The organism is Methylomonas methanica, from assembly GCF_001644035.1.
GTDB lineage: Bacteria > Pseudomonadota > Gammaproteobacteria > Methylococcales > Methylomonadaceae > Methylomonas > Methylomonas methanica_A.
In genome coordinates this window covers 1-15,427 of the sequence record NZ_LUUG01000134.1, presented here as the reverse complement: position 1 = coordinate 15,427, position 15,427 = coordinate 1, and the positions used below count along the sequence as shown (strand labels likewise).

Sequence of the window (15,427 nt, the reverse complement as noted above, 5' to 3'; positions counted from 1 at the left end):
TAGATTTATTTTGTTATCCAGCCAACGCATGAAACCAAATTTTTTAAGATCCGGCTTTGCCTTTTGTTTGCTGTTTTTGCTGATCAGTTTAAACCTTGCTCACGCCGCAAATCAAAAGCCTGCGATTAAAGCGCTATCACTTGCCGACATACAACAACGTATTCAGACCGTCAAAGACAAGCAAAATCTGCCTGAAGAGCAAAAAAACCGGATTCTGGCGGCTTATCATGAGAGCGAAGATAACCTCAACGAACTGGAGGCACAGGATAGGCAGGCCGAATCGTTCAAGCAGGCATTAAACAGCTTACCGATAGAAGTTAAGCAATTGGCAAGACAAATAGCCGAGGCCGAAAGCAATTTGAAAAATCGCAAGTCCGAGAAGCTGGCGATCTTTCCGACGGATGAGTTGGAGCAGCGTCTGCTTATCGAAAAAACCCGGCTTAGCGACTTGGATGCTGAGATTAGCCGTATTGAAGCCACGTTGGGCGAACTGAGCGGCCGCCCGCAACTGATCAGGGAAAAAGTCTCCGAAATCAAGAGCAAGCAGGCATCCAGTCAACATGAACAACAAGCTTTGGCATCTGCGGCTGGCGATAATCTTTATCAAAAAGAAGCCAGACAGATACAACTGGATAGCCGGATTCGCCTGTTAAACAGCACGCTGAAAACGCTGGAGTTGGAAAATCTTAGCAATCCTCTGCAATTGCAGGCCAATAAAGACCGTGTACATCTATTGACCTTGCAACGCGAACAACAGAGTTTAGTGATTGCCGATCTCGATAATTTCCTGCTGGAGCGGCGTCAGCAGGAAACCGACAAAGAACAGGCCGCATTATTGCAGGCTGAAAAAGATGCGGAGGGCAAACATCCGTTGATTCGAGTCGCGACGAAAGAGAATATGCAGTTCAACCGCAGTTTGCAGGAAATCAATAAAAATATGGAGCTGTACTCGCTCCAGAAAAGTGAAATCGACGTACGCTACAAACAACTGGAAAAGGACTTTCAAAGCGCCGAGCAAAAAATCAGCCTGGCGGGTTTAAGTCCGGCCTTGGGTAATTTACTGCGCGAACAGCGCCGTAATTTGCCGCAACGCAAACAATACAGCACCTTGGGCGATGAGATTCAAAATCAGATTGCGCTGGCGAGTTTGGAAATGTTTAAGCTGGACGAAGCCAAAAAAGGCCTGGTCGATATTAATCAACTGTTGTTGACGCGTATCGCCCAGTTGCCGGAAAACACGCCCGATTCGGAAAAGCTGAGGGTGCGTACCGAACTGCGGATGTTGCTGAACGATCAGAAAGATCTGGTAGCAAGACTGGCTAACGGTTACAACGAATACGGCCGCGTGCTGGGCGATGTCGATTTTAGTTTGCAGCAAATGCTGGGTATAGCCGACAAATTTAGCGCGTATTTGGATCAACGCTTGCTGTGGGTGCCCAGTGCCCCGGTTATCGATAAATATTTTCTACAAGACATTTTCTCATCCTTGCTCTGGTTCATGAGTCCCGGTAACTGGTGGGGCGTGGTGAATGGTTTTTGGGACGGCATCAGTCATTTTCCGTTGCTGGTACTCGGCGGTTTAAGTGTCGTGATATTCCACTGGCGCTTTCGCGCCGGCGTCAAACAGCGCTTGACGGAGCTGCTGGGGAAAAAAGCTGTCAATCAAGAGTTTGCGGAAATTTTATCCAGCCTGTTGTATCTGTTACTACTCTCCTTGTCGGGCCCATTGCTTATGGCCTGGATGGCTGGTGTGTTGATATTGAACGTTCGGGCCGATCTGTTTAGTCATGCTTTTGCCGAAGGCCTGACTGCCACCGCAGTGTCATTATGCATAGTGCAATTTGTGTTTCGTTTGTTCAAACCGGGCGGCGTTGCGGACACCTTGTTGCAATGGCCGCAACACGCAGTCCGTTTACTCTACGGCCAAATGAAATGGGCGCGCTTCGTACTGGTACCTTGCGTGTTTATCACCGCGATGACCGGCAGCGATTTGTTCTCGGAACACAGTCATGCGCTGGGTAGAACGGCAATGATCGTGATGATGTTGATGATGAGCTATGTATTACATCGCCTCACGCAGCCCATGACCGGCTTAGGGAAAAATTTCTATCAACAATCCGATGGCTGGCTCAGCAGTTTGCGTTATCTCTGGTACGGTATCGCAGTATTGACGCCGCTGGTGATCATCGGTTTTGCGGTGGCGGGCTATTACCAAAGCGCATTGGAATTGCAGGAAAAGCTGCTGTTGACGCTACGGTTGATTTTTATCACTGTATTGTTCCAGGGCTTGGTATTGCGTTGGTTGCGCAACACCGAACGGCAATTGGCCTTAAAAAACGCGCGGCAGAAACGTAAACAGGTCGAGCAAGCCGCCGTGAGTAGCGCCAACTTGGAAGGGGGCTATCCTGTTGAGGAGCAATTGCTGGATATTTCCAAAATCAATCAGCAAAGCCATAAATTGTTGACCACGGTGGTGATGGTGATCATGTTGATGGGTTTCTGGATGATCTGGAGCGATATTTTGCCGGCTTTGACGGTGTTCGATCAGGTAGTGCTGTGGCAGCATAGCGAGATGGTGGATGGCAAGGAAACCCTAGAGCCCATCACCTTGATCAACCTGCTGATATGCCTGGTGTATAGCGGCCTGGCCTTTGTGTTTGCCAGTAACTTTCCGGCTTTGGTGGATTTGGTAACCGCCGGCAAGTTCGCGATGACCGCCGGCAGTCGTTATGCGTTGATCCAGTTAGTGCGATATTCCTTGATAGCGATCGCCTTTCTGGCGGTTGCCAAAGAGCTGGGCGGCAGTTGGTCGCAAGTGCAATGGCTGGTGGCCGCGCTATCGGTGGGTTTGGGCTTTGGTTTGCAGGAGATTTTCGCGAATATGGTGTCGGGCATTATCCTGTTGTTCGAGCGGCCGATTCGCGTGGGCGATACGGTCACGGTCGGCGATGTGACCGGCCGGGTCAGCCGCATTCAAATGCGGGCGACGCATATTGTCGATTGGGATAGAAAAGAGTTGGTAGTGCCGAATAAAACCTTTATTACCGACCGCTTGATCAATTGGACCTTGTCCGATACGGTCACCAGGGTGGTGGTGCCGGTCAGCGTAGCCTATGGCACCAGTGTGGCAATGGTGGAGCAAATCCTGGCGGATGCGGTAAAGAGCGTAGAGCAAGTGCTTAGCGACCCTGAACCACTGGTGATCTTTGTCGGCTTTGGCGATAGTGCCCTACAGTTCAAAATAAATGTATTCGTCCGTGAGCTTAGCGACAGGACGGTAGTTACCCATCGCCTGCACACAAAAATATACGAAGCTTTGCTGGCCCACCATATCGAGATACCTTATCCGCAACGCGACGTGCATATCCGTTCGGTAGCGAAGGGGATATTGAACGAATGACGCACGGTTTATTAGCCGATTTCAATATAAAGCCATTCTGTAATAAAATGGCCGCCCTTTGAACATCGATTTGGCTCTTTAACTATGCGTTGTCCGTTTTGCTCAGCACAAGATACTCGGGTAATAGATACCCGCTTGGCCGACGACGGCGATCAAGTCAAACGCCGCCGCGAATGCGTGGCCTGCAAAGAGCGGTTTACCACCTTCGAAGTGGTTGAATTAACCTTGCCGCGCATTATCAAGCGCAACGGTGCCCGGCAAAGTTTCGACGAAGCTAAGCTGCGGGCCGGCATGCAGCGAGCCCTGGAAAAACGCCCGGTACAAGTGGACGCCGTCGAAGCGGCGCTTAGCCGCATCAAAAAAGCCCTGACGGCAAAGGGCGAGCGCGAAATTCCGGCTCGCGAACTAGGCGAACTGGTGATGCAAGAATTGCAAACACTGGATCATGTCGCTTTCGTGCGCTTCGCCTCGGTGTATCGCAGCTTCCAGGATGTCTCCGAATTCACCGCGATGATCGAAAATCTGCAAAAGCATGATGTCTAGTCAAGATGCGGCTTATATGGCGCGCGCCGTCAAATTGGCGGAATACGGCAGATACACGACCGACCCCAACCCGCATGTAGGTTGTGTGTTGGTAAAGGACGACAAGGTTATTGCCGAGGGTTGGACCCAACGCGCCGGGTTTGCCCATGCCGAAGTCGATGCGCTGGCTAAGACCGATAACGCGCGAGGCGCGACAGCTTATGTGACGCTGGAGCCTTGCAGTCATCATGGTAAAACCGGCCCTTGCAGCGACGCGCTGATCGCTGCCGGGATCAGCCGGGTCGTGGTGGCGATGCAGGATCCCAATCCCCTTGTCGCTGGGCGCGGTTTGCAAAAGCTCCGGGGGGCAGGCATCGAGGTGCTGGTCGGCGTATTACAGCAAGAAGCCGAAAAACTGAATCAAGGCTTTTTCAAACGCATGAGGCATGGTTTGCCGTGGATGCGCAGCAAGCTGGCCATGAGCTTGGACGGCCGGACCGCGCTGGTCTCCGGCGAGAGTAAATGGATTACTTCCGCCAGCGCCAGACAAGACGTACAGCTTTGGCGGGCGGCCAGCAGCGCGATTGTCACCGGCATCGACACGGTGTTATACGACGATCCGCAATTGAATGCGCGCGTCGATTTCGATGCGGTGCAGCCGCTTAAAGTCGTGCTGGATTCGCAATTACGCATGCCCTTATCCACAAGGCTGTTGGAAAATGCGGTAGACGTCTGGATTATTACCTGTAGCGACGACGCGCTAAAACAGCAGAAATTACGCGACGTGGGCTGCAAAGTGTTTCAGGTCGGTGCGCAGAACGGGCGCGCTGACTTAGCGCAGGTTTTTAAGTTGCTGGCCGAGTTACAAATCAACACAGTATTGATCGAAGCCGGAGCCACGCTGAACGGCGCGCTGCTGGATAGCGGGCTGATCGATGAATGGTTGATTTACATGGCACCGTGCGTGTTGGGCGATCAGGCGCGCGGCCTGTTTAGTCTGTCGGGTATGCTGACTATGCAGGATAAAAAAAATCTGCGTTTGATAGAAGCCCGGCAAATTGGACCGGATTTGAGATTACGCTATCAAGCAAAAACCGATTGAAACGATGAAAAGCATTATTGTAATTACAGTGGTAATGGGCTTGTTGCCTGCTTGGGCGACGGCGGATGAGGACGACACCCCGGAAACCAGTACCTTGCAGATTCAAGGCGGTGAATTGATCGGCGAAAAGCATGAAATCGAAATCTACGATTATCATAGCGGTACCTACCAAACGGTGGATGTTTATCGTAAGCCGGCCAAGCCGGTAAAGAAAGACCCGGACACCCCAACTCCAAAGCAATCCTCCGAGCCAGCCCCGCGCTAATGCTTACGGACATTTTTCCCTTTATAGAGCGATAACCATGTTTACCGGGATTATTTTAGCTATCGGCAAAATCAAGGCCATCCAGCCTAAAGGTGGTGATTGCCGGTTAATTATCGATACCGGCAAGCTGTCGTTACGCGAATGCGCATTGGGTGACAGCATCGCGGTGAACGGCGTTTGCCTGACCGCCGTGGAACTGGGCGAACATTATTTTTGCGCCGACGTCTCAAACGAGACTTTATCGCGTACTACCTTAAAGACGGCAACTACCGGTACGCCGGTTAATCTGGAGCTGGCGATGACGCCGTCCAGCCGGCTGGGCGGACATATCGTCAGCGGTCATGTCGATGGGATCGGCAAAGTGGTCGAGAAACAGGCCGATGGCCGCTCGATTCGTTTCAAATTCAAGGCGCCGGATGTGCTGGCTAAATATATCGCCGAAAAAGGCTCGATTTGCATCAACGGCATCAGCCTAACCGTCAACTCAGTCGATGGTGCTTATTTTTCCGTGAATATCGTGCCGCATACCTTACAAGAGACCACCCTGGGTAGCACCGAGGCGGGCAGCGAGGTGAATCTGGAAGTCGATTTGCTGGCCCGCTACTTGGAACGCCTGATGAAAGGCGAAACCGCAGCTTACAGTCAAGGCGGCGTTACCGAGGCCTTATTACAAAACGCAGGCTTTATTAAATGAATAGCATAGAAGAAATCATAGCCGACCTTCGCCAAGGCAAAATGGTCATCATCATGGACGATGAAGACCGGGAAAACGAAGGCGATTTGTTGATGGCGGCGGCGTTTGCCCGGCCGGAAGACATTAATTTCATGGCCAAATACGGCCGTGGCCTGATTTGTCTGACCTTGACCCGCGAACGCTGCCAGCAGTTGCGTTTGCCCTTGATGGTGACTGACAACAACACACCGTACACCACCAATTTCACCGTATCGATTGAAGCCGCTACCGGCGTGACCACCGGTATTTCCGCTGCCGACCGGGCCTTGACCGTGCAGGCGGCGGTGGCAAAAAATGCGCAACCGGGCGACTTGGTGCAACCGGGACATATTTTTCCATTGATGGCGCAAGCCGGTGGCGTGTTAAATCGGGCCGGGCATACTGAAGCTGGTTGCGATCTGGCCCGGCTGGCGGGCGTTGAGCCGGCGGCCGTCATCGTGGAAATCCTGAACGACGACGGTTCGATGGCGCGGCGGCCTGATCTGGAAGTGTTTGCCGACCAGCACAATCTAAAAATCGGCACCATCGCCGATTTGATTCATTACCGCATCAAACACGAAAACACCCTGGAGCGTATCAGCGAATGCGTCTATCCGACCGAATTCGGCGATTTTAGGCTTTACGCCTACCAAGATTGCAACGACGATAACGTACATTTAGCCTTGGTGATGGGCAACGTGGCTGGCGATGAACCGGTGCTGGTGAGAGTCCACGCCCGCAACTTGATCGACGATTTATTGTTTTCCAAGCGCAGCGATTGCAGTCTGCCGGTACGGGAAGCCTTAAAAAATATCGCCGAAGCCGGTCGCGGCGTTTTGGTGATAATTCGCCAAAAAGAAAATAACAAAGACTTGGTGGAACTGATTCATGCCTACCAAATGCTGGACCACGGTGTTAAACACGGCCAGGATTTGAGCGCCGATTCGGACTGGCGCACCACCGGTGCCGGCTCGCGCATCTTGTCGGATTTGGGCGTGCGGCGCCTGAAGGTGATGGGGGCTCAGAAAAAATATATAGGCTTGTCCGGCTTCGATTTGGAAGTAGTCGAACATATCGATTCAACGCACTAAAAGTAGGGTCGAATGCATTCGATCCGTTTTGCACGATTTCAATCATTCAACAACAGGTAAACACATGGCAGCAGTCACTACTCTGGAAGGCACATTTTCCGCGCAAGGCGGCAAGTTTTGCATCGTTTCTTCACGCTTCAACAGCTTTATCGTCGAACAACTGGAAGGCGGCGCGATCGATGCACTGGTGCGCCATGGCGCGGATAAAAATGACATTACTTTGGTAAAAGCGCCCGGCGCCTTCGAATTGCCGATGGTGGTGCAACGGATCGCGGCCAGCAAAAAATACGACGCGATTATTGCCTTGGGTGCGGTGATTCGCGGTGGCACACCGCATTTTGAATATGTGGCTGGCGAATGCGTAAAAGGTATTGCCCAAGTTGCATTGCAATACGACGTGCCGGTGGCTTTTGGCGTGTTGACGGTAGACAGCATCGAACAGGCTATCGAACGTGCCGGCACCAAAGCCGGCAATAAAGGCGCGGAAGCAGCGCTGTCGGCGATCGAAATGGTCAGTCTCTTTAATAACCTGGGTCTTTAATGAGTCAAGCAAAAACCAACGCCAGAAAGTGCGCGGTACAGGCGCTGTATCAATGGCAAATGTCCGGCGAGAGTTTGATCCGTATCGAAACCTATTTTCTGGAAGAAGAGCATCTGAAAGGTGCGCAAAAAACCTATTTCAGCGAGCTGTTTCATGGTGTGCCGAAACAATTGGACGTGATCGATGCGGCGCTGGCCGAGTTCGTCGATAGGCCGGTGGAAAAAATCGATCCGGTGGAACGCGCGATCCTGCGTATCGGCGCATACGAGCTGATCAACCGCTTGGAAACCCCGTACAAAGTCATCATTAACGAAGGTGTCAATCTGGCCAAGGATTTCGGCGCCGACGGCAGCCATAAATACGTGAATGGTATTCTCGATAAAGTCGCACAAAAGCAGCGCGCCGTCGAGATAGCCGCCAAGCAGGCGAAAATCCAAAACTGATGGCTGTCGCCGAATTCGATCTGATCCGCCGCTATTTTGCGGTGCATGCCCCGCGACATCCGTTTAATCAGTTAGGCATAGGCGACGACTGCGCACTGCTGAATATCCCGGCCGGCTACCAATTGGCGGTCACCGCCGATACCATGGTCGAGAATGTGCATTTCTTTGCTGACGCAGATCCCGAGTTGCTTGGGCATAAGTTGTTGGCGGTTAATCTAAGTGACTTGGCGGCAATGGGCGCCGAGCCGTTCGCGGTGACCTTGGCGTTGACCCTGCCGAAAGTCGATGAAACCTGGCTGCAAGCTTTCTCGCGAGGTTTTATCAATCTGGCCCGCCAGCATAATGTTGATCTGATTGGTGGGGATACTACGTCCGGACCGTTGACTTTGACGGTGCAAGCGATGGGCGTGGTGCCGCAGGGTAGGGCACTATTGCGTTCCGGGGCCCAGGTCGGTGATTTGATATACGTTACCGGTCAGCTCGGTAATGCCGGTTTGGGTTTGAAAATTAAGCAAGGTTATGTCTGTGCTGATCCGGAGTTGGCTTTTCGTTGTTTTAATCAACCGCAGCCGCGGGTGTCGGAAGGCTTGGCGCTGCGCGGCATCGCCAATGCCTGTATCGATATTTCCGACGGACTAGCGGCCGATTTGGGGCACATTTTGGAACAAAGCGGCGTTGGTGCGTGTTTGCAATGGGACAGCTTACCGCTATCCGCTTCAGTGAGAGAGTTCATCGATCACAGCGGGGATTGGCGCATGCCGTTGACTGCCGGCGACGATTACGAATTGTGTTTTACTGTGCCGGCGGATTGTTCTCAGCCATTACCGGTAGCTACTTGTGTGGGGATTATCGAAGCCGTGCCGGGTTTGCGGATGAATAGGGCGGGGTGCGTGGACGCATTCGAGGGGAAAGGTTTTGAGCATTTTTCTTAGAGAGTATTACGGCAACAATCGTTTAACTGCGCTGCAAATCATCAAAGACCCCGCGCTGTTTCTGGCGTTTGGGTTTGGTTCTGGGTTGTCGAAAGCAATGCCCGGCACGATGGGGACTATTGTGGCGATTCCGCTGTATCTGGCCTTACTGCAAACCAGCGATTTGGTTTACGCGATAAGCACGTTGGTGATTATCGTTGCAGGTATATTTATCTGCGACTTGGCCGCAAAAAAACTGGACGTACACGATTTCGGCGGAATTGTTTGGGATGAAATCGCCGGCTTTTTGATTACGATGGTGGGGGTAGTGTATTCCTGGCAGAGTTTGTTGGCCGGTTTTGTGTTGTTTCGTTTGTTCGACATCTTCAAACCCTGGCCAATTAAATGGCTGGATAAGCATGTGCACGGTGGTTTCGGCATCATGCTGGACGACGTGGTGGCTGGGATTTTTGCAGCCTTGATTATGCGTTTCTGGTTTGATTTTCCGGTATGAACTGAGTTAGCGATAGTTTTCGTTCCACTAGCGAGTGGTTTTTAGGGATCGTTCTCAGTTGACCCATGATAATTCATGCGACTAAAATCCATGCCGGTTTGGGCGACTGGCTGCGCGTATCGAATGCCGCAAATATTAAGCTTCAAACCTAATAACTATATAAACAATTAGGAGGGCTTTTTATGAATACAAGATGGTTATTCGCTGCTTCACTTTTGATGCTGGCTAACACTGGCGCGGCAATCGCAGATAGAGATAATGATAGAGGCTTGGGACAGGCGTGTCGTGGATTACCCAATCACGCCACATTAAAAGCCGCGCTTGACGATGCGGTTAGTGTGGAGGAAAGCGGGCTTAACTTGCATATGTGGGCAACTGTAGTAAACCGAGATGGCGTGGTTTGTGCCGTAGCGTTTTCCGGCACCAATCGGGGTGCACAGTGGCCGGCCAGCAGAGTTATCTCAGCGCAAAAAGCCAATACCGCCAATTCGCTAAGTCTTGATTCTTCGTCGGATTCCGCTGGTTCTGGCAAGTCCAATGGTTTGGCTTTATCGACAGCGAATTTATATTCAGCCGTACAGCCTGGTGGTAGTTTGTTCGGACTTCAAGAGAGTAATCCAGTTGAAACGGACGTTGCTTACGGCGGAAACTCAAGCTTAAACGGTACTCCGAAAGATCCAATGGTAGGGTCAAAAATTGGTGGTATCAATGTATTCGGTGGTGGCCTAGGCTTGTATTCAGTCGGTAAAACGCTAGTCGGTGGCGTCGGTTTAAGCGGCGACACATCTTGTGCCGATCATAATATCGCTTGGCGAGTCAGGCATAACCTGGGGCTCGACCATATTGTCGGCGTCGGTGGCGTGAGTGGCGACTCGCAACGTCCTGACAATATCATTTACGACATTGCCCCCAATCCGAATGGAGGTGCGGGAGTTAGCGCAAAAGGATTCGGTCATCCAACTTGTTTAAATACCGATCTGAGCACAGCGGATTTGCCTGCCGGTCAACCCTGATTCCCGGCTTCAAAAGCAATGTCATGCATCGTAAGGAACTTATCTGTTGGCATTATTTAACAAATAGCATGTTTATTGCTTGCTAAATAATTTTTGGTCTGTATAATAAGTCAAATCAATCGCGGGGTGGAGCAGCTTGGTAGCTCGTCGGGCTCATAACCCGAAGGTCGTAGGTTCAAATCCTGCCCCCGCTACCAGACAAATCAAAGGCTTAGGTTTAACGACCTAGGCCTTTTTTGTTGCGTGAAGGTTTTGTGTAGGCACTTTGTAGGCAAATTCAGGTAATATCAATAAACACTTAGCGTAATTTTCTAATAGCACTTAGTTTGCAGCGTGTCGCGCACTTGTTGAGAAGAGCATTGTTTTCGCCTGCTGTTGTTAATCAATGCCTGCCACTGCTGCTGAGATATAACGTAAGCATCACGCCTTCTGGCGCTATCTTCTGCAATGATGCCTGCCTATTTATCGCAAGTTTCGCCACAGTTAGTAACTTCCTGCATTGCGGCCATCCTTCCCTCGTCAGTATTCGGGTTCGGTACCTGTTTTTGCACAACTCCCAAGATGATAGTTGCTGTGCCTGCAATGGCGTAAGGTTCGTGGATCAGCCGGTGAACAGCGAAGGCAATGCGATTAAAGATAAGAGGTAGTTTGTTGTGGTTTTTTGCTGCCTTATTTATTAAGCAATGACGCTCCGAACGAGTCTTTGTCTACAGCGGAACTCGACTTGATTGGGAGGCATTGGAAAACAAAGATGTCGCCATCAGGAAGTTTAAAACCGCTCCGCCGCGCTATCCATTAGTTGATTTGCCGTTCAGTTTTGCGTTGGATTCGTTATTTTTCCCGCTAGCGGTTAGCACGGAGATTTTTCACTGATAGCAATTTTTAAAGCTCGTAGTCATTGGAAGTCTGCAAAATTGCTTGTTTGGTAAGGCCGAGATAGCGTAGCGTTTAAGGCGTATTGCTGCGATTGGACACTCTCAAAAGGCACAGAGTCGAGTAGGCGAGGTTTTTGTTACCAAATCTATAGAAGGCTTGGCGTATTGATGAATTTCTTCGAGACGCCAGGAACAGGTTGCCGGTCAAGTCGCTCCCGCGTCTGCGGGAGCTTATCGGGTCAAAGCAGCTCTTAAATTGAGGTCTAGCTGCCGTTATTGCGGGAATGCCTGTTGGTCTGGTTGGTAATGGTATTTCCGGACCTGGCTGGTAGGAAGCCGTTATTAGCTGGCTTGGCCGGCAGCAGTTGCTTCAGGTACTTCGATCAAGCGGCCGGTTTTTACGTCGTAAACGTAGCCGTAAACCGGAATATCGCTAGGCACCAACGAATGGGCTTTTATACGTTTAACATCTTCCAGGACACTTTCTGCTTGGTTTTTGATGGTCAACCAGTTGATGTATTTGCCGTCTGTCGAACCGGGGCCTTCGCCGCCGTCGTGCCAGCCTGTCGCGTCCACACTGGCGGTTTTCAAGCTGCTGGCCAACAAGTCGCTCATGATCTCGTTGGTAAAGGTCTCCATTCCGCAGTCGGTGTGATGGATCACAAACCATTCCTTGGTGCCGAGTAATTTGTAAGAAATAACCAAGGAGCGGATCGCGTCGTCGCTGGCGCGGCCACCGGCATTGCGAATCACATGCGCGTCACCTTCTGATAAACCGGCGTATTTAGCGGGGTCGAGTCGGGCGTCCATGCAGGTCAGTATGGCAAACTGACGAGCGGGCGGCATAGCCAAATCGCCTTTGTTAAAACTGGATACATAATCGCGGTTGGCTAACAGTACTTCGTTGTGAATTTTGCTCATAAGAACCTCGGTGGGTGAAAAAACGTCTGGCTCAAACTACAAACCAGACGAGGTAACGACTATCTCCGGGCGGCATTGTAGCCAAGCGGAATCCTGGTTTAAAGACGCTAATTGGTTTATAAAATATAAACCTTAAGTTTATAGTGATGGCGTCATGGACAAGTTTAACAACATGCGGGTGTTTTGCCGAATCGTTGAGCTGGGGACTTTTTCCGCGGTAGCGAAAGAGTTAAAGCTGTCGACGATGATGATTAGTAAGTATATCGCGCAACTCGAAGCGTCCCTGGGCGTGGTATTGCTGCATCGGACGACGCGCAGCCTGAGCCTGACCAGTGCCGGCGAAGCCTACTACAACCGCAGCAAGCAATTGCTGGAAGATTTGGCCGATTTGGAAGCGTCCACCGCGCAACTGGGCGAGAGGGTGAAAGGCACCATCAAAATCAGCGCGCCTATCGATTTCGGCGGCATGTATATGGTGCCGGCTATCGAACGTTATCTAAAACAATATCCGGAAGTGAAGATTTTAATGTCTTTGGATAACAGACCGCCGAATTTGCGGGTCGGCAGTTTCGATATTTCCCTGTTAGTCACGGATACCCTGGATCCGGGCGTGGTGGCGCGCAAGATTGCCGAGACTGAGCTGTGCACCTATGCCTCGCCGGCCTACCTGGCTGAAAAAGGTGAGCCGCAGACCATAGATGAACTGAGTAATCATCAATGCCTGCACTATGTGGACACGCCGCATGGCGAGTTTTGGTTGTTCAACGTCGACGGCGAGCTGAAAAAAATCAAATCCGACTGGGTGCTGGCGTCCAATAACGGTCGTGCGCTGTGCGAGGCTGCTGCACTGGGTATGGGTATCGTGCAGGCGCCGAGATTGTCGGTGGCGCCATATTTACAAAGCGGCGAATTGGTGGAGATCCTCAGGCAATATCGCCGACCGGCGCTAGCTATTTACGCGACTTATCTGCAACGCCGCTTTTATCCAGCCAAATTGACGACGTTTATCGATTTTTTGTTGGCGTATTTCGAGCGGTAGCAGGCTATTGGTGTCGGGTGACTAAATTGGTGAAAGCGGACGAATGATTTGGAAAAGATATAGTAATGTTTGTGCCGCAAACCCTACTAACTTTTGACATGAAGAACGAAATATTCCGGTTACCTTGTTAGAGCACGTTCGGCCAAAAGTCGATAACTGCATATCGATTGTCAGTGACTGCAACGATGAGGGCTATTGTAGCCTCGATGCAGCGTTAGCGGAATCGAGGGCGTCGGCTGCCGGCAACCAAACCCACATCGGCAATTGAAAGGAGTTGGCCTTCGAAACCTCGCCTCCATCAAGGCCACTTGCTTTCATCAAGCCATTTCAAAGACACCAAACTGTTCATGTGCGGCCGAAAAATTGTCCGCAATCACCGCATGCATAAACAATTACGTCACGCCCCGATTAAGCTCGCGCACAAGGTGATTTACTATCGTCGCAAAGCTTTCTGTATTTCCCGCCAGCTTATTAGGCCATGCGGCAATGCGTTTTAGTTTGAGTCTGAGCGAACGAGGTTTTCGCTAATAGCTCAATGCGATTTGCGCGGGGCGTCAAGGCCCGAATGAGGGGGAATCCCCAACCCCCCAAAGGAAATCATGCTGGGCACTAACCAATTGCCCTGGACTTGAATGCAATGGATCTATGTATTGTTGGCGGGCTTGCGCGTCTATCGGTCAAGAACTGCCTCATGCTGAAGCAATTTCAATGACCTCTAACTGTTCGTTTGCCACCATATAATCGTCCGCAGTCGTAGGATGCATAAGCGATAGCGTCATGCATCGAGAGGCTCCTAAGACGGTGGATGACGCTCCGCTTATCCGCCCCCTACGGCCCTATGGCCTTGACGAAGGTCTGTTGATTGACCTATAGCTGTTAGCGGTATTCTCGAATTGGTACGACCAACTTATAGGTTGTGCTGAGCCATGCGAGGCGCAACGATCGCGAACGGTGCGCCTATGGTCAGCGCACCTTATGGCCTGCCATAAACGGCGCGAGCGTCCGGCGACCGAAGGGAGCGTATTTGATGGCATTGTTAAACATTTACTGCAACAACTTCTTGGCAAGATCAGCCAAAATTTCCCTACCTTCCTTAGACTTCAATATTCCTTTCATTACTGTCAGTAGTTTTGTACCGGCTGTTTTGTACCAAACCCCTTTTGGATAAACCTTTAGATCAGATTTACTTTTCTCAATTGCTTTTTCGATTTTCTTCGTTTCTTCAGGCGTAAAGTCGAGCTTCTTTTCTAGCTCAGAAACCCTTTTATGAAGTTCATCTAATTTAGCCTTGATAGCATCTTCTTCATGGCTTTCAAAGTAAGATTCTGGATCATCAATATTTTCATCAATGCTTTTTTGAAAGCTCTCAGTTAACTCATCAATAGTTGAGCGCAATGTCGCTCTTGAATTAATCAAATCATCTCTGATACTACGAACCCAGGCAGATATTCTTGTTATAGCAGAATCAATATCCTCATGTGTTCTTGTTTCAAGATTTTTGTATGTTCCTGGCTTTTCGACAGTTCTAATGACTTTTTTAGCGTTACCCTGTCCCATAACAGCTAGGGCGGAGCCAATAGAACCACCTGAATATGTTTCATCTAGAACGAAAGTATATTTTGGCAATGCTTTGAAAGTAATCTGTGCAAGCACAGTTGAATCATCTGGAAACTGAGAATCAAAGTCCTCAGCACAGAAATCTCCGTGCTCTAGATAATCGATTATTTGATTAATGACTGTATTTCTAAGCGTTGACATGAAGTGCTGAATTCCTTTTGATGTTTAACTAGTAATTCGAAAGTTCTGTATATCCACCGACAAATAACCTTCGACAAGGTAATTTATTGATCAACATATGATTTCCCTTCTGTATATCATCGATGGTAGACGGCTATGATCGGTAACGATTCAATTGCTATCATTGAATCACATTAGGCGATAGGCAGCAAAGGGTCGCTTGCGCCAATTAACTTCTTCCAAGTAACTTAATTCAGCCCGCTTCGATTAGCGATAGCTTAATCTGGGGGGCTGACTTATAAATGTGCGATTACGCTATCCAATCGCACCTTGTATTATCC

The 15,427-nt window shown here is 50.4% G+C and carries 14 protein-coding genes, 1 tRNA gene and 1 pseudogene; 14 read left to right on the top strand and 2 right to left on the bottom strand.

Annotated features, from left to right (window positions below):
• Positions 1-28: 28 nt before the first annotated feature.
• From A1332_RS23565 to A1332_RS26620, 13 genes and pseudogenes are all read left to right on the top strand, one after another.
• The gene (locus tag A1332_RS23565; protein WP_064010831.1) at positions 29-3,400 is read left to right on the top strand and encodes a mechanosensitive ion channel domain-containing protein; all 3,372 of its coding nucleotides are present in this window, start codon (positions 29-31) and stop codon (positions 3,398-3,400) included.
• A gap of 84 nt (positions 3,401-3,484) precedes the next feature.
• Positions 3,485-3,943 carry a transcriptional regulator NrdR gene (gene nrdR, locus A1332_RS23560; RefSeq protein ID WP_033158646.1) on the top strand — a complete coding sequence of 153 codons (459 nt, stop codon included), beginning with the start codon at positions 3,485-3,487 and terminating at the stop codon, positions 3,941-3,943.
• Positions 3,933-5,024, top strand: coding sequence for a bifunctional diaminohydroxyphosphoribosylaminopyrimidine deaminase/5-amino-6-(5-phosphoribosylamino)uracil reductase RibD (gene ribD, locus A1332_RS23555; protein ID WP_064010830.1), 1,092 nt, complete (start codon positions 3,933-3,935; stop codon positions 5,022-5,024). Before nrdR ends, ribD begins: the two co-directional genes overlap by 11 nt.
• 4 nt (positions 5,025-5,028) lie before the next feature.
• Positions 5,029-5,289, top strand: coding sequence for a hypothetical protein (locus A1332_RS23550; protein ID WP_064010829.1), 261 nt, complete (start codon positions 5,029-5,031; stop codon positions 5,287-5,289).
• A 37-nt stretch (positions 5,290-5,326) separates the two neighbouring features.
• On the top strand, positions 5,327-5,983 hold the full coding sequence (locus A1332_RS23545; RefSeq protein WP_064010828.1) for a riboflavin synthase: 657 nt from the start codon (positions 5,327-5,329) through the stop codon (positions 5,981-5,983).
• Positions 5,980-7,092: a bifunctional 3,4-dihydroxy-2-butanone-4-phosphate synthase/GTP cyclohydrolase II gene (gene ribBA, locus A1332_RS23540; RefSeq protein ID WP_064010827.1), complete on the top strand. Its 1,113-nt coding sequence runs from the start codon at positions 5,980-5,982 to the stop codon at positions 7,090-7,092. The genes A1332_RS23545 and ribBA overlap by 4 nt, the downstream gene beginning before the upstream one ends.
• 64 nt (positions 7,093-7,156) lie before the next feature.
• Complete coding sequence (ribE, locus tag A1332_RS23535) at positions 7,157-7,633, top strand: 6,7-dimethyl-8-ribityllumazine synthase (protein WP_064010826.1); 477 nt, start codon at positions 7,157-7,159, stop codon at positions 7,631-7,633.
• Entirely contained in the window at positions 7,633-8,076 is a 444-nt protein-coding gene (gene nusB, locus A1332_RS23530) for a transcription antitermination factor NusB (protein WP_020481571.1), read from the top strand. Before ribE ends, nusB begins: the two co-directional genes overlap by 1 nt.
• The gene (thiL, locus tag A1332_RS23525) at positions 8,076-9,008 is read left to right on the top strand and encodes a thiamine-phosphate kinase (RefSeq protein ID WP_064010825.1); all 933 of its coding nucleotides are present in this window, start codon (positions 8,076-8,078) and stop codon (positions 9,006-9,008) included. The genes nusB and thiL overlap by 1 nt, the downstream gene beginning before the upstream one ends.
• Positions 8,992-9,501, top strand: coding sequence for a phosphatidylglycerophosphatase A (locus A1332_RS23520; RefSeq protein ID WP_064010824.1), 510 nt, complete (start codon positions 8,992-8,994; stop codon positions 9,499-9,501). Before thiL ends, A1332_RS23520 begins: the two co-directional genes overlap by 17 nt.
• A 182-nt stretch (positions 9,502-9,683) precedes the next feature.
• Positions 9,684-10,514, top strand: a complete 831-nt coding sequence (locus A1332_RS23515) for a heme-binding protein (RefSeq protein WP_064010823.1) — start codon at positions 9,684-9,686, stop codon at positions 10,512-10,514.
• Between the two features lie 120 nt (positions 10,515-10,634).
• Positions 10,635-10,711: transfer RNA gene (locus tag A1332_RS23510), tRNA-Met, on the top strand.
• A gap of 520 nt (positions 10,712-11,231) precedes the next feature.
• Positions 11,232-11,387, top strand: a pseudogene (locus A1332_RS26620) (YceK/YidQ family lipoprotein); the annotation flags it as partial.
• A gap of 344 nt (positions 11,388-11,731) precedes the next feature.
• Here A1332_RS26620 and A1332_RS23505 read toward each other — a convergent pair.
• Positions 11,732-12,310: a beta-class carbonic anhydrase gene (locus A1332_RS23505; protein ID WP_064010822.1), complete on the bottom strand. Its 579-nt coding sequence runs from the start codon at positions 12,308-12,310 to the stop codon at positions 11,732-11,734.
• Positions 12,311-12,464: 154 nt separating this feature from the next.
• Here A1332_RS23505 and A1332_RS23500 point away from each other — a divergent pair, with 154 nt between their 5' ends.
• On the top strand, positions 12,465-13,349 hold the full coding sequence (locus A1332_RS23500) for a LysR family transcriptional regulator (RefSeq protein WP_064010821.1): 885 nt from the start codon (positions 12,465-12,467) through the stop codon (positions 13,347-13,349).
• 1,044 nt (positions 13,350-14,393) lie between these two features.
• Here the strand turns inward: A1332_RS23500 and A1332_RS23495 are convergent.
• On the bottom strand, positions 14,394-15,107 hold the full coding sequence (locus A1332_RS23495; protein WP_064010820.1) for a hypothetical protein: 714 nt from the start codon (positions 15,105-15,107) through the stop codon (positions 14,394-14,396).
• Positions 15,108-15,427 lie beyond the last annotated feature (320 nt).

Coding starts and splice junctions, on each gene's coding strand:
- A1332_RS23545 (WP_064010828.1), top strand. CDS start 5,327: ATGTTTACCGGGATTATTTTAGCTATCGGCAAAATCAAGGCCATCCAG.
- ribE (WP_064010826.1), top strand. CDS start 7,157: ATGGCAGCAGTCACTACTCTGGAAGGCACATTTTCCGCGCAAGGCGGC.
- ribD (WP_064010830.1), top strand. CDS start 3,933: ATGATGTCTAGTCAAGATGCGGCTTATATGGCGCGCGCCGTCAAATTG.
- ribBA (WP_064010827.1), top strand. CDS start 5,980: ATGAATAGCATAGAAGAAATCATAGCCGACCTTCGCCAAGGCAAAATG.
- A1332_RS23565 (WP_064010831.1), top strand. CDS start 29: ATGAAACCAAATTTTTTAAGATCCGGCTTTGCCTTTTGTTTGCTGTTT.
- A1332_RS23550 (WP_064010829.1), top strand. CDS start 5,029: ATGAAAAGCATTATTGTAATTACAGTGGTAATGGGCTTGTTGCCTGCT.
- nusB (WP_020481571.1), top strand. CDS start 7,633: ATGAGTCAAGCAAAAACCAACGCCAGAAAGTGCGCGGTACAGGCGCTG.
- thiL (WP_064010825.1), top strand. CDS start 8,076: ATGGCTGTCGCCGAATTCGATCTGATCCGCCGCTATTTTGCGGTGCAT.
- A1332_RS23495 (WP_064010820.1), bottom strand. CDS start 15,107: ATGTCAACGCTTAGAAATACAGTCATTAATCAAATAATCGATTATCTA.
- A1332_RS23500 (WP_064010821.1), top strand. CDS start 12,465: ATGGACAAGTTTAACAACATGCGGGTGTTTTGCCGAATCGTTGAGCTG.
- nrdR (WP_033158646.1), top strand. CDS start 3,485: ATGCGTTGTCCGTTTTGCTCAGCACAAGATACTCGGGTAATAGATACC.
- A1332_RS23515 (WP_064010823.1), top strand. CDS start 9,684: ATGAATACAAGATGGTTATTCGCTGCTTCACTTTTGATGCTGGCTAAC.
- A1332_RS23505 (WP_064010822.1), bottom strand. CDS start 12,310: ATGAGCAAAATTCACAACGAAGTACTGTTAGCCAACCGCGATTATGTA.